Source organism: Streptomyces sp. ID05-39B, from assembly GCF_033794725.1.
In the GTDB taxonomy this organism is placed as follows: Bacteria; Actinomycetota; Actinomycetes; order Streptomycetales; family Streptomycetaceae; genus Streptomyces; species Streptomyces bobili.
In genome coordinates, this window is sequence record NZ_JARGEF010000227.1 from 1 (window position 1) to 13,038 (window position 13,038).

General features: G+C 72.1%; 13 protein-coding genes. 3 read left to right on the forward strand and 10 right to left on the reverse strand.

Features of this window, described 5'->3' with window-relative positions; all coding sequences use genetic code 11:
- Together P1P75_RS32990 and P1P75_RS32995 are read right to left on the reverse strand one after the other, a co-directional pair.
- Positions 1–1,072, reverse strand: a 1,072-nt coding sequence (locus P1P75_RS32990) for a winged helix DNA-binding domain-containing protein (RefSeq protein WP_319262514.1), incomplete at its 3' end; no start/stop codon positions are given.
- 128 nt (positions 1,073–1,200) lie between these two features.
- Positions 1,201–2,847: an alpha/beta fold hydrolase gene (locus tag P1P75_RS32995; RefSeq protein WP_319262499.1), complete on the reverse strand. Its 1,647-nt coding sequence runs from the start codon at positions 2,845–2,847 to the stop codon at positions 1,201–1,203.
- 148 nt (positions 2,848–2,995) lie between these two features.
- On the opposite strand from P1P75_RS32995, the gene P1P75_RS33000 reads away from it, so the two are divergent.
- Positions 2,996–3,274, forward strand: a complete 279-nt coding sequence (locus tag P1P75_RS33000; protein ID WP_319262501.1) for a hypothetical protein — start codon at positions 2,996–2,998, stop codon at positions 3,272–3,274.
- Positions 3,275–3,298: 24 nt separating this feature from the next.
- Here the strand turns inward: P1P75_RS33000 and P1P75_RS33005 are convergent, their stop codons facing one another.
- From P1P75_RS33005 to glnA, 3 genes are all read right to left on the reverse strand, one after another.
- Positions 3,299–3,424: a hypothetical protein gene (locus P1P75_RS33005; protein WP_319262516.1), complete on the reverse strand. Its 126-nt coding sequence runs from the start codon at positions 3,422–3,424 to the stop codon at positions 3,299–3,301.
- 224 nt (positions 3,425–3,648) lie between these two features.
- Positions 3,649–3,906, reverse strand: a complete 258-nt coding sequence (locus tag P1P75_RS33010) for a hypothetical protein (protein WP_319262502.1) — start codon at positions 3,904–3,906, stop codon at positions 3,649–3,651.
- A gap of 121 nt (positions 3,907–4,027) precedes the next feature.
- On the reverse strand, positions 4,028–5,437 hold the full coding sequence (gene glnA / locus P1P75_RS33015; protein WP_319262504.1) for a type I glutamate--ammonia ligase: 1,410 nt from the start codon (positions 5,435–5,437) through the stop codon (positions 4,028–4,030).
- 209 nt (positions 5,438–5,646) lie between these two features.
- Here glnA and P1P75_RS33020 point away from each other — a divergent pair, with 209 nt between their 5' ends.
- Positions 5,647–6,114 (forward strand): RDD family protein, encoded by a 468-nt coding sequence (locus P1P75_RS33020; RefSeq protein WP_150470625.1) that lies wholly within the window; start codon positions 5,647–5,649, stop codon positions 6,112–6,114.
- Between the two features lie 247 nt (positions 6,115–6,361).
- On the opposite strand, the gene P1P75_RS33025 is transcribed toward P1P75_RS33020, so the two are convergent.
- From P1P75_RS33025 to lipB, 4 genes are all read right to left on the reverse strand, one after another.
- Positions 6,362–7,063, reverse strand: coding sequence for a DUF4191 domain-containing protein (locus P1P75_RS33025; protein ID WP_319262506.1), 702 nt, complete (start codon positions 7,061–7,063; stop codon positions 6,362–6,364).
- 100 nt (positions 7,064–7,163) lie between these two features.
- Complete coding sequence (locus P1P75_RS33030) at positions 7,164–7,364, reverse strand: hypothetical protein (RefSeq protein ID WP_319262508.1); 201 nt, start codon at positions 7,362–7,364, stop codon at positions 7,164–7,166.
- Between the two features lie 283 nt (positions 7,365–7,647).
- Positions 7,648–8,613 carry a lipoyl synthase gene (gene lipA, locus P1P75_RS33035; protein WP_319262510.1) on the reverse strand — a complete coding sequence of 322 codons (966 nt, stop codon included), beginning with the start codon at positions 8,611–8,613 and terminating at the stop codon, positions 7,648–7,650.
- A gap of 127 nt (positions 8,614–8,740) precedes the next feature.
- Complete coding sequence (lipB, locus tag P1P75_RS33040) at positions 8,741–9,538, reverse strand: lipoyl(octanoyl) transferase LipB (protein ID WP_319262511.1); 798 nt, start codon at positions 9,536–9,538, stop codon at positions 8,741–8,743.
- 359 nt (positions 9,539–9,897) lie between these two features.
- Here lipB and P1P75_RS33045 point away from each other — a divergent pair, with 359 nt between their 5' ends.
- The gene (locus P1P75_RS33045) at positions 9,898–11,439 is read left to right on the forward strand and encodes a regulator (RefSeq protein ID WP_319262512.1); all 1,542 of its coding nucleotides are present in this window, start codon (positions 9,898–9,900) and stop codon (positions 11,437–11,439) included.
- Between the two features lie 259 nt (positions 11,440–11,698).
- Here P1P75_RS33045 and P1P75_RS33050 read toward each other — a convergent pair.
- Positions 11,699–13,038: NAD(P)/FAD-dependent oxidoreductase (locus P1P75_RS33050; protein WP_319262513.1), on the reverse strand; the 1,340-nt coding region annotated here is incomplete at its 5' end.

Here is a 13,038-nt window from a genome sequence, read left to right on the forward strand (position 1 = left end):
CCCCCCCCCACCCCCCCCCCCACCCCCCCAAAACCCCCTCGCCGTCCCTCCGCCGCGCCCACGTCCCCACGACACGCCCGTCCCACCACACCGTCGGCCCCACGTTCCCGCTTCTGTCGAACAGGGCGGGCCGCAGCTCCGGGGCGAGATACCAGTCCCGTGCCTGCCATCCCATCGCCGTGGGATCGAGGGCCGGCAGCAGTGCCGCCCACGGCTCGGCCGGCGCGGCGACGGGATCGGCATCGCCCTCGGCGACGTACCCCGTGCCCTCGTCCAGCGACACCGCCCGCGCCCCGATCGCCGCCAGTGCCCGCCGCACCTCCGTCACCCGCCACCCCGTCCACCACTTCAGGTCGGCCTCGGTCGCGGGTCCGCACGCGGTGAGCCATTGGCGCAGCAGGTCCGCCTGGGCGGCGGCCTCGTCGAGTTCGGGATGCGCGGGGGCCAGGGCCCAGCGGAACTGGGACGAGGTCCAGGAACCCAGCGGACGGCCCCGGACCACCTTGCCCTCCAGCCCGAGCACCTTCAGCAGGCGGGTGGAGACCGAGTGGACGCCCTCGTAGCTCTTCCCGGCCGCGTACACGAACTGCTCCCGCAGCCGCGGCTCCTCGCGCGTCAGCTCCGCCGCCGTCGCCTGGCCCAGGCGCCCCAGCACGGCGAGCGTCGACTCCTCGACCTCCTTCAGCCAGGCCGCGTCCGGCGCACCCGCGTCGGCCATGCTCTTCAGCAGCGAGGCCCGCTCGCGGGCGGCGACCGTGAGCCCGGTCGAGGCGTGCACGACCGCCGTGCGTCCGGTGGGGAACACGAACACCGTGTGCCGCATGCCGTGCATCCGCACCAGCGTCCGGTCCCGGTACAGCGCCCGGTCCGTCTCCCGCACCGTCACCGACGCGTCGGCGAGCCGTGCCCCCACCGCCAGGTACACCGTCGCCGGGTCGCTCCCGTGCAGTGCGAGGAGTGCGTCGGCGACCTCTTCCGGCGTCCGGGCGCGAGCCGCCGGCGCCAGCCGGTGCCGCAGGGCCAGCCGGGCCCGCCGCTCCGCCCCGTCGATGTACCGCACCCCGTCGCCCACGCCGCCCATGCCGCTCTCCGTCCGTCGCTCCGCGTCCCTGCCGTCATCCTCCCCGACCCCACTGACAACGGGCCGGCGTCACCCGTCCGGCGGACCCGGCAGGAGCGCACGGCGCTCACACGTGCCCCTCACGCGTACGCCTCCAGCAGCCCCGACACGTACGCCTCCAGCCGCCCGCCCAGCACCTGCGCCGTCAGGTCGGTGCGGCCCAGCTCGCGCCACGGTCCCGCGAGCTTCGCCGCGTCGGGGGAGTAGGCCAGGGCGTCGAGCAGCCGCCAGTACAGGTGGTCGGCGCCCTCGGCCAGGCCGTGTCCGCCGTACGCCTCGTAGCGCTCCCGGAAGCCGAGACCGTACTCGGGTCCGTGCATGAGGGCCAGGGCGGTGGAGCAATGTGCGACGTCCAGGTCGGCGGGGCCCCACGAGGTCTCCACCCAGTCGACGACCCCGCTGACGCGCAGCCCGCGCCCCGAGCCGTCGCTGTCGCCCTCGCCGTCGAACAGCACGTTGCCGGGGTGGAAGTCCCGGTGCAGGAAACGCCCCTCGTAGGGCGGGGGTTCGCGGCGGATCACGTCCACCGCCCGCTCCCACAGCGCCCCCGCGGGCGTGCGGACCCGCTCCGCGGACGTCCACGCCTGGTACGGCCGCGGCCGGTCACCGGGGACGACCCGGTGGATACGGACCAGCTGGGCCGCGAGCAGATCCAGCCGGTGCTCCAGTTCCTCCTCGTCAAGGCGGACCCGGCCCGGCAGTGCCGACATCAACAGGGCGGGGTGGTCGCAGAGTTCACCCCTGGCGTCGACGGCCACCAGCCGCGCCGCGGGGATCCCCTCCTGCCCGGCGAGCAGAGTCAGCATCTCCGCCTCCCGCGCCAGCAGGCCGGGTGCGTGACGGCGGAAGAAGGGTTTCACGAACGCCCGCAGCACCAGTTCCGTGCCGTCGTCGAGGGTGAGCCGACGCATCTGCGCAGTCCAACCGCCCCGCAACGGGAGGGAGTTGACGATCGCACGACCCTCCGGTACCTGTTTGGCCAGCCAGGCGCGGGTCGCCGACCAGCCGCCCTCGCAGAGGCCGGTGAGCACGGCACCCACGAACGCCCTCCGGTCGTCGACGTGATCGCGGAACCAGGCCCCCAACTGATGGTCGGCCTCCGGCAGTTCGAGGCGGGTGTACTGGGCGCGGGCGGCCAGCGCGTCCTGCACCGCCTCGGTGACCCCCGCCGGGATCACCGCGTCGGTACCCGGTACGGCGAGCACCGCCCGCCCCTCGTACGCCCGGAGCGCGTCGAGCGCCGGAGCCGCCCGCCAGCTCCCGGGCGTCCGGATCAGCGAGCTGAACAGGCCGTCCCCGTCACCGAACGGCACGTCCCACGCCGCGCCCGCGTACACCGCGGGGGCGCACAGCCCCAGGGCCGCGACGCGTTCCCCGTAGTGGGCGGCGAGGTCCGCCACCGTCTGCCCGCTCATGCTGAACCCGACGAGCACCAGCGGACCATCCGCCGGCACGTACGCGTCGATCACCGCCACGGCCTGCTCGAAGCGCCGCCGCAGGCTCAACTCCCGCAGTGCGCCCGTGCTTTCGCCATGCCCGGAGAAGTCGAGGGCGAGGGCGTGGCAGCCGCGCACCCTGAACTCACCGAGCAGCGGCAGCAGTCGCTCCTTGCTGCTCCGGCCCGCACCGTGCAGGACGACGGCGGTGGCCGCACCGGGACCGCCGCCGCCATCGCCGTACACACCGCTCAGACGCTCACCGCCGTGCTCGTACACCCAGGCTCTCATCGCCCCATTCACTCACGGGTCACTCACGGCTCGGAAAGGAAAAGGAGATGCACGTCGAGTGACCGCCTCCCTACTCTGGGGAGACCACCCACCCCCACCTCCACCACACAGCACACCCGTCCGTCCACACCCAGGAAGGAGGCACGCCATGGGCACCGTCGTTCTCTCCGGGACCACCGTCCTGGTGGTCCTGGGATTCGGTGACCACCTGTACTGGATCGCCGCGGTCGCCGTCCTCTACCTGTACGCGCGCCACGGCCGTGGCTCGTCCTCGACGCCGTCGGCCCCGGGCGGAAGCTCTCCGCAGGGCCCCGCCGCCACCTCCACCCCCGCGTCCGCACCTACCTCGTACAAGGCCTACCGGGCACGCCGTGACCAGCAGGCCAAGTGGGAGCGCCGCTACGCCCGCGAGCGCGGCGGCAGGTAAGCAGGTATCCGGGCCCGCGGCCCCTCACAGTCCGGGGGCGCCCCACAGCGGGAACCAGCGGCCGAGGTCCTCCTCGGTCCGCAGGTCGTCCCCGAGCGCCGCCTTCACCTGGAGTTCCAGCGCGCTGTCGCGCGCCTCGCCCCCACTCACGAGAGGGTCCGCAAAGTCCCCGGGCGGAGCAAAGGGTTCCTGTGCACCACCTGTACCAGGGGCTCCCCGTGCGCCATCTGCGCGCCATCTGCACCGGGCGGCTCCCCGAGTGCCACCCGTACCGGGAGCCCCGTCAGCCCCGTCAGCCCCGTCAGCCCCGTCAGCCCCGTCAGCGCCGGACCGTCATGACCCCGCGCCCCTCATCCCCGTGTACGCCCGTTCCGCTAGTACGGTGCCTGGAACCGCGAGTACCCCAGCAGCAGGATCACCGCGATCACACAGCCCAGGACGATCGCCGTCGACGACCATGACGACCGGCGGGGTGTCCTCGGACCCGGGTCGGCCCGGAAGGGCTGGGGCTCGGGCGGGTTCTCCTTCCAGCGGGCGGCCAGCATGCGGGCGCGCGCCGAGGGCTCCTTGTGCTCCGCGCCGTCGGCCCACTTGATGTCGAACTCCCGCTCGGCGTCGTCCTGTTGGGACATCTCCGTCTCTCCCCGTCACCCGTCTCGAACAGTCGTGCCAGAAACCATACGACGACGCCCCCGCCCTGAGAAACCAGGAACGGGGGCGCGGCGCAGCGGGCCGACGGCCTGCGCGGGTCGGTCACACGTCGAAGTACAGCTCGAACTCGTGCGGGTGCGGACGCAGCTGGAGCGGCGCGATCTCGTGGGTGCGCTTGTAGTCGATCCACGTCTCGATCAGGTCGGACGTGAAGACGTCACCGGCGAGCAGGAACTCGTGGTCGGACTCGAGACGGTCCAGGACGGCCGGCAGCGAGGTCGGCACCTGCGCGACGCCCGCGTGCTCCTCGGGAGCCAGCTCGTAGAGGTCCTTGTCGATCGGCTCGGCCGGCTCGATCTTGTTCTTGATGCCGTCCAGGCCCGCCATCAGCAGGGCGGAGAACGCCAGGTACGGGTTGCCGGAGGAGTCTGGCGCGCGGAACTCGACGCGCTTGGCCTTCGGGTTCGAGCCCGTGATCGGGATACGCATCGCGGCGGACCGGTTGCGCTGCGAGTAGACCAGGTTGACCGGGGCCTCGAAGCCGGGGACCAGGCGGTGGTACGAGTTCACCGTCGGGTTGGTGAAGGCCAACAGCGACGGGGCGTGCTTGAGGATGCCGCCGATGTAGTAGCGGGCCATGTCCGACAGGCCCGCGTAACCGGCCTCGTCGTAGAACAGCGGGGAACCGCCGGTCCACAGCGACTGGTGGACGTGCATGCCCGAGCCGTTGTCACCGAAGATCGGCTTCGGCATGAAGGTCGCGGTCTTGCCGTTGCGCCAGGCGACGTTCTTCACGATGTACTTGAACAGCTGAAGGTCGTCGGCCGCGGCGAGCAGCGTGTTGAACTTGTAGTTGATCTCGGCCTGGCCGGCGGTGCCCACCTCGTGGTGCTGGCGCTCGACCTGGAGGCCCGACGCGGCCAGCTCCAGGGAGATCTCCGCACGCAGGTCGGCGAAGTGGTCGACCGGCGGGGTCGGGAAGTAGCCGCCCTTGTAGCGGACCTTGTAGCCGCGGTTGTCCTCCAGCGCACCGGTGTTCCAGGCGCCCGCCTCGGAGTCGATGTGGTAGAAGGACTCGTTCTCCGACGTCTTGAAGCGCACGGAGTCGAAGACGTAGAACTCGGCCTCGGGACCGAAGTAGGCCGTGTCGGCGATACCGGTCGACGCCAGGTACGCCTCGGCCTTCTTGGCCACGTTGCGCGGGTCACGGGAGTACTGCTCGCCCGTGATCGGGTCGTGGATGAAGAAGTTGATGTTGAGCGTCTTGTCGCGGCGGAAGGGGTCCACGCGCGCCGTCGACAGGTCGGCGCGCAGCGCCATGTCGGACTCGTGAATGGCCTGGAAGCCGCGGATCGACGAGCCGTCGAACGCCAGCTCCTCATCCGGGTCGAACGCCTCGACGGGCAGCGTGAAGTGCTGCATGACGCCCGGCAGGTCGCAGAAGCGGACGTCGACGAACTTGACGTCCTTGTCCGCGATGAACTTCTTGGCCTCGTCGGCGTTCTGGAACATCCAGCTCCTCCTACTCCCGACCGTCGAGCCGGGGTGGTAGTTCGTTCGTGCGGCCAGTGCGGTGGCACACGCTGTCGTCGACCCTAGGGACGGGTGGTTTCTCGGGCGTGACCCATTTGTTTCGCAGAAGTTAACCGGCCCGGGTTCCACCGTAACGCCCGAGCACCCCGGCGTCCCGCGCGCAAAAGGGTGCGCAGTACCGTGGACGGGTGGACAACAGGCAAGCAATCGGATCGTGGCTGTCCGGGCCCCGCGCGGCCATGGAGGACGCCGGTGCCGACTTCGGATACCGGGGCGAGCAGCTGGGTCTGCCGGAGGAGGGACCGGGCTCGATCGCCCGCCCCGGCCGTCGGCTGGGGGCCCTGGGCGTGGACTGGGGACTGTGCGTCTTGATCGCATACAGCCTGATCACGCACGGCTACGGTCCCGCGACCAGCAACTGGGCCCTGCTGATCTTCTTCGTGATGAGCCTGCTCACGGTCGGCACGCTCGGTTTCTCTCCCGGCAAGCGCATCTTCCGCCTGCGCGTGGTGGCCCTCGACAGCGGCACTGTGAACCCCCTGCGCGCGGCGGCCCGCACGGTCCTGCTCTGCCTCGCCGTCCCCGCCCTGATCTGGGACCGCGACGGCCGCGGCCTCCACGACCGCGTCGCCCGCACGGTCGAGGTCCGCACCTGAGGGTGAGCAACGGATGAGACAGACGAGGTCATGAGACAGACGAGGCCATGAGACACACAGGGCGCTGTGAGGAGACACGCAGGACGCTCCTGAGGCCCACGCGGCCTGCGAGGTCCACGACGTCCACGAGGCCGATGAGGCTCACGACCCATGTGAGACGGACGACGCACGTGACGCACGACGAAGGGGGCGCCCGGACCTAGGTCCGGGCGCCCCCTTCGTCGTGAGGCTTCGTGTGTGACGGGGATCAGCGGGGCCGCTGTCCGCCCTTCGGCAGGCGCATGCCCTTGGGCATCGGGCCCTTCGGCAGCGGCATGTTGCTCATCAGGTCGCCCATGGCGCGCAGCCGGTCGTTGGTGGTGGTCACCTGGGGACCGGTCAGCACCCGCGGCAGCTTCAGCATGGTGGTCCGCAGCTTCTTCAGCTCGACCTGGCCCTCGCCCGTGCCGACGAGCAGGTCGTGCACCGGGACGTCCGCGACGATCCGGTTCATCTTCTTCTTCTCGGCCGCCAGCAGGCTCTTCACCCGGTTCGGGTTGCCCTCGGCGATCAGCACGATGCCGGCCTTGCCGACCGCGCGGTGCACCACGTCCTGGCTGCGGTTCATCGCCACCGCGGGGGTCGTCGTCCAGCCTCGGCCGATGTTGTCGAGCACCGCCGCGGCAGCGCCCGGCTGGCCCTCCATCTGCCCGAAGGCCGCCCGCTCCGCCCGGCGTCCGAACACGATCGCCGTCGCGAGGAATGCGAGCAGGAATCCGAGGATGCCCAGGTAGATGGGGTGACCGATCAGGAAACCGATCGCGAGGAAGACACCGAAGGTGACGATTCCGACAGCCGCGAGTACAAGACCGATCTTCTTGTCGGCCTTGCGGGTCATCTTGTAGGTCAGGGCGATCTGCTTCAGTCGCCCGGTGTTAGCGGCGTCCGCCGCCGTGTCCTTCCTCGCCATGCCACGCAGTCTACGTGGCCCGGGGAGCGCCGACGACGGCAGTGCCCGCAGAGGGCCCCGACGCGACCCGGAGATCCCCAGGAGAGGAACGCGGGGACGGTCAGAGACGGGCGGAGGTGGCCTCTTCGAGGACGCGCTCCGCCTCGAAGCGGTCCTTGGCGCGACGGCGGTCCTCCAGGACGGACGTCCAGGCGTTGCGCCGGGCGGTGCGCTGGCCGCCGCTCATGAGCAGGGACTCGACGGCGCGCAGGGCGTCGGTGACGGACGGGATCGCGGTGGCGCGAACGGGCGCGGCCTGCATGGTGGGGGTTCCCCTCGAAAGCGGCTTGGCACGGATCTACGTGGTGTGACATCAGCGTCACTGATTGGTGTTACCAGGGCATGACCGACCGGTCAAACCCCCATGAAGCCTTGGTGCGAGGGGCCGAAATGCTGACGCGGCCCTGACGTACGCCCTCATCTGCGAGGACGGTCAGGACCGCGTGGAATCAGCCTCTACTGCCGGGTAATCACTTGTGCGTGAATTCACACGCTCGCTCCCCGGCGTACGGCCCGGCAGGCGGGGAGCAGGAGTTGACGGAGTGTCAGACGGCCTGGACGGCCACGAAGGAACCGCGCTTCTCGACGGCCATCTGGTACAGGCGTCCGGCGCGGTACGAGGACCGTACCAGCGGGCCGGACATGACGCCCGAGAAGCCGATCTGCTCGGCCTCCTCCTTCAGCTCCACGAACTCGTGCGGCTTCACCCAGCGCTCCACCGGGTGGTGGCGCACCGACGGGCGCAGGTACTGCGTGATGGTGATCAGCTCGCAGCCCGCCTCGTGCAGCTGCTTGAGCGCCTCGCTGACCTCCTCGCGGGTCTCACCCATGCCGAGGATCAGGTTGGACTTGGTGACCAGGCCGACGTCGCGCGCCTCGGTGATGACCTTCAGGGAGCGCTCGTAACGGAAGCCCGGACGGATGCGCTTGAAGATCCGCGGGACGGTCTCCACGTTGTGCGCGAAGACCTCGGGGCGCGAGGAGAAGACCTCGGCGAGCTGCTCCGGCTCGGCGTTGAAGTCGGGGGCGAGCAGTTCGACCTTGGTGCGGCCGGTCTCGCGGTTCGCGGTCTGCGCGTGGATCTGGCGGACCGTCTCCGCGTACAGCCAGGCGCCGCCGTCGGCCAGGTCGTCGCGGGCGACGCCGGTGATGGTGGCGTAGTTCAGGTCCATGGTGACCACGGACTCGCCCACCCGGCGGGGCTCGTCGCGGTCCAGCGCCTCGGGCTTGCCGGTGTCGATCTGGCAGAAGTCGCAGCGCCGCGTGCACTGGTCACCGCCGATGAGGAAGGTCGCCTCACGGTCCTCCCAGCACTCGTAGATGTTCGGGCAGCCGGCTTCCTGGCAGACCGTGTGCAGGCCCTCGCTCTTCACGAGGTTCTGCATCTTCGTGTACTCGGGACCCATTTTCGCCCGGGTCTTGATCCACTCGGGCTTGCGCTCGATGGGGGTCTGGCTGTTACGGACCTCCAGGCGCAGCATCTTGCGTCCGTCGGGTGCGACTGCGGACACGACCGGCTCCCTGTAGCTTCGATTCTTCGGCGTACACCAGGGTACGCCCGTGTTTGTTGAGCCCTATCGGTGAGGCCAACCCTTAAGACCCGGGGGGCCATTCCCTCGGTGGCCGGGCGTCGCCGTCCTAGGCGGTCGCCCGCTCGATCTCCCGCGGCTTCAGCTCCGCGTTCTCCAGTACGTCCTTCAGGTGCCGTTCCGCGACCGGCAGCACCTCGTCGATCGTGACGTCCCGGCCCAGCTCGTTGGCCAGGGAGGTGACGCCCGCGTCGCGGATCCCGCACGGGATGATGCGGTCGAACCAGGCGTTGTCCGGGTTCACGTTCAGCGCGAAGCCGTGCATCGTGACGCCCTTGGCGACCCGGATGCCGATCGCGCCGACCTTGCGGTCCTCGCGGCGCTGGCCGGCGTTGGAGGGCGCGTACTCCGGGCCGTTCAGCCGGGGGTCGAACTCCTCGTCGTGCAGCCGGGGGTCGAAGTCCAGCGACAGCCCGCCGAGCGAGGGGCGCTGCTCGACCGGATCGCCCAGCACCCACACCCCGCTGCGGCCCTCGACCCGCGAGGTCAGGACACCGAACTCGGCGCAGACCCGGATCAGGGCCTCCTCCAGCCGCCGCACGTGCGCCACCACGTCCACCGGGCGGGGAAGCTTCTGGATGGGGTAGCCCACCAGCTGGCCGGGGCCGTGCCAGGTGATCTTGCCGCCCCGGTCCACGTCCACCACCGGGGTGCCGTCCAGGGGGCGCTCGCTCTCGACCGTGCGCCGGCCCGCCGTGTACACCGGCGGGTGTTCCAGCAGCAGCACGGTGTCGGGAACCTCGTCCGCGAACCGCGCCGCGTGCACCAGGCGCTGCTCGTCCCACGCCTTGCGGTACTCGACGGCGTCCGCTCCGAAGCCCATGCGAACGAACCGCAACTCACTCACGGCAAGCGCCTCCCTAGGCGATACGGCGATACGGCGATACGGCGGTGCGGCCATACGGCGATACGGCCGTACGGCGGTGCGGCGCGGGCCGTGCCGACGCCGTGCCGGCCCCGTGCTCGTCGCCCGGGGCCTGTCTGTCAGGCCCGACCGCGCCCCGAGCAACTGTACGTCCGCCCGTCAGGCGTCAGCCCCGCGGGCAATCCTCACACGATCGGATGAATGAACGTCGAGATGTGCGAGGGCCTGCTTACTCTCCGCTACATTCGCGCCGTTCACGAGGCCATCAGGGCAGCTCACAGCAATCAGGGCACTTCATCCGGGCACGTCACAGGCCCGGAAGGCAGGAGACCGCACCGCAGATGACGGAACGACCCGCGCAGCGCACTCCCAACCGTCAGCTCGCCGCGCTCATCGCAGAAGCGGGCTTCTCCAACGCGGGTCTGGCCCGACGCGTCGATCAGCTCGGTCTCGAGCACGGCCTGGACCTCAGATACGACAAGACGTCCGTCACCCGGTGGCTGCGCGGCCAGCAGCCCCGCGGCACCACCCCCGCCCTCATCGCCGAGGTCTTCACCCGCCGCCTCGGCCGCCGGCTGACCGCCCAGGATCTCGGCCTGGACGCCTGCGCCCCCGTGTACGCGGGGCTGGAGTTCGCGGGAACCCCCGAGGAGGCCGTCGAGATCGTCAGCGGACTGTGGCGCAAGGACTCCGGCAGCCACGCCGAACTGCGCAAGATCGCGTTCACCGCGGCCGGTCTCGTCGTGCCCAGCCGGGACTGGCTGATCGGCCGGGCCGACGAGAGGGTGGCCCACGGCGATCCGGCCACCCGCGTGCCGGTCCAGGGCCGGCCGCAGTCCCCCCGGCCCGCCCAGCCGAGGCCCGCCGCCCAGCCCAAGGCCGGCCCCATGGTCCCGCTGCCGGGCAGCATGGCCGGTGGGCCGACCGGCGGCCTGCCGGGGGTGCCCCGGCAGCGCGGCACAGCCGACCGCGGCCCGGTCCACCGGGTCACCGGCGGCGACATCTCCGCGCTCCGCTCGGTCGGCGAACTCTTCCGCACCCTCGACAACATGTACGGCGGCGGCCACGCCCGCCAGGCCCTCGTGCGCTACCTGGAGCACGAGTGCGAACCCATGCTGCGCGGCACCTACGGCGAGCAGACCGGCCGCCGGCTGTTCGGCGCCGCCGCCGACCTCACCCGCCTCGCCGGCTGGACCTCCTTCGACATCGCCGCGCACGGCCTGGCCCAGCGCTACTTCGTCCAGGCCCTGCGCCTCTCCCAGGCCGCGGGGGACCGGGCGTACGGCTCCTACGTCCTCATCACGATGAGCCGCCAGGCCGTGTACCTCGGGCACGGGCGGGAGGCCGTACAGCTCGCGCGGGTGGCGCAGCAGGGCGTCGGCAGCGGTTCGCCGCCCGTCGTGCAGGCGCTGCTGCACGCGGTCGAGGCGCGCGGGCACGGGGTGATGGGGGAGGTGCGGGCCTGCACCGCGTCCCTGGTGCGGGCGGAACGGGCACTGGAGGCGGCCAAGGCGGGGGACGAGGTGCCGTTCTGGGCGCGGTTCTTCGACGAGGGGCAGCTGGCCGACGAGTTCGGGCACTGCCACCGCGACCTGCAGCAGTTCCGGGCCGCCGCGCAGCACGCCGAACGCTCCCTGCAACTGCGGCCCGCCGCGTACGCGCGCAGCCGCCTCTTCTGCCGGGTCGTCCTCGCCACCGCCCGCCTCGGCCTCGGCGAACTCGACCAGGCCTGCCAGATCGCCGCGGAGGCGGCCGGGCAGGCGGCGGAGATGCGGTCGGTGCGGGCGGTGGAGTACGTCCGCGACTTCGAACGCCGACTGGAGCCCTACCGCGACGCGGTCCCGGTGAGGGTGTACCGGGACCGGGTCGCGGCGCTGGGGTAGGGGGGCGGGCTGAGGCGCTGGGAGGAGGGCCGGGAGGCGGAGCCATGCCGGGCCCGGAGGCCGGCGGCCGGCGTCTCCGACGGCACCTCCCGGGCCCGGTGGCACCCCCCAGGTCATGCGTTCGGCAGGGGGCAGAAGCCATGCCGGGCCCGGAGGGCAGCGGCCCTCTTGCAGGACCGCGAAAGACACCACGGGGGCGGGTTCTCGCCCCCGCCGCCCCTTCCCGTCCCGAACCCGGGGGCTGCCGCCCCCAGGGCGCTCACGCCGCTCGGGGTGCCGTCCGGACCGGGTCCGCCTGGTGCAGCGAACCCGTCGCGCCCAGGTCGGAGACGATCGCCGCCGACGCCCGGTGGGCCGAGTGCAGGGCGCCCTGGACCGTGCTGGTGTCCCGGTGGTCGCCGCAGACGTACAGCCCGGCGAGGAGACGTACCGGCCGGCGCAGGTCGTGTGGCGCCCGCATCGCCGGTACGGCCTCGGCGGTGTGATGCACGGCCAGCGTCTCCCACCGCCCCGTCGAGGTGCCGTACAGCCGCGCGAGGTGCATGCGCACGGCGGTGTCGACGCCGTCCGGGGGTGTCCCGAGCACCGTGGAGGAGATCAGCGCCCGCCCGGCCGGCGCCCGGCTGGGGTCGACCTGACTGGTCACGGTCGTGTGCGCGACCGGCCCGCCCCGGTCGGCGTCCAGCAGCAGCGAGGCCCCGGTCGCCGGCGGCTCGTCGGTGGTGTGGTGGACGACCGTCACCGGGTGGAAGTCGGGCACCCGCAGTCCGGGCAGCAGCTCCGCCGCGGTGCGCGCGTCGGTCGCCACCAGCACCGCGCGGCAGCGGAACTCACCGTGCTCGGCGGTGGTCACCGAAGTCGTGGAGACGGCGGTGGCCCGCACCCCCGTGTGCACGGTCCCCGGCGGCAGCGTCCGCGCGAGGAGTTCCGGCAGGACGTCCGCCCCGCCCTCGGGCAGACACAGCCGCCCGGCCGCGAAGGCGCGCAGCGCCAGGTCCGCGCACCGGCTGGACGTGGTCAGGTCCGGGTCGCAGAGCAGCGCGGCGAGCAGCGGCCGCAGAAAGCCGTCGATGGTGCGGGCGGGCAGACCGCGCGCCGCGAGCGCCTCGGCGGCGGGCGCCTCGGGACGGCGCAGCAGCCGTTCGGCGGGCGTGGCCGCGAGCCGGGCGAGCGCGGCGCCGAGCCGGGCCTGGTCCATGGCCGAGCCGAGCGGCGCCCCGGCCCGTACCCGTGGCGGCGCCGTGGTGGAGCCGGTGCGCGGCCGGGGCGGCGCCCCGCTCCGGGGAGCGCCGGCGAGGGCGCGTACGGCATGGAGTGCGCTCCTTGCGCCCCCCACGCCCGCTTGCGCGCCCGCACGATGGTGGCGTCCGTCGCTGTGCAGCAGGACCCCGGGGGCGAAGGGACGCAGGGTGAGCGCGTCCAGCCCGGGAGTCAGGGCCAGTTCGGGATACGCCGTGGACAATAACTGTCCGATCCGGTCGAGCCGGAAGCCGTCGACCTTCTCGGTCGCCATGCGGCCACCCACACAAGGGGCGGCCTCCACAACCGTGGTCGTCACTCCTGCGCTGGTCAGCCGATGCGCCGCGGAGAGTCCGGCGA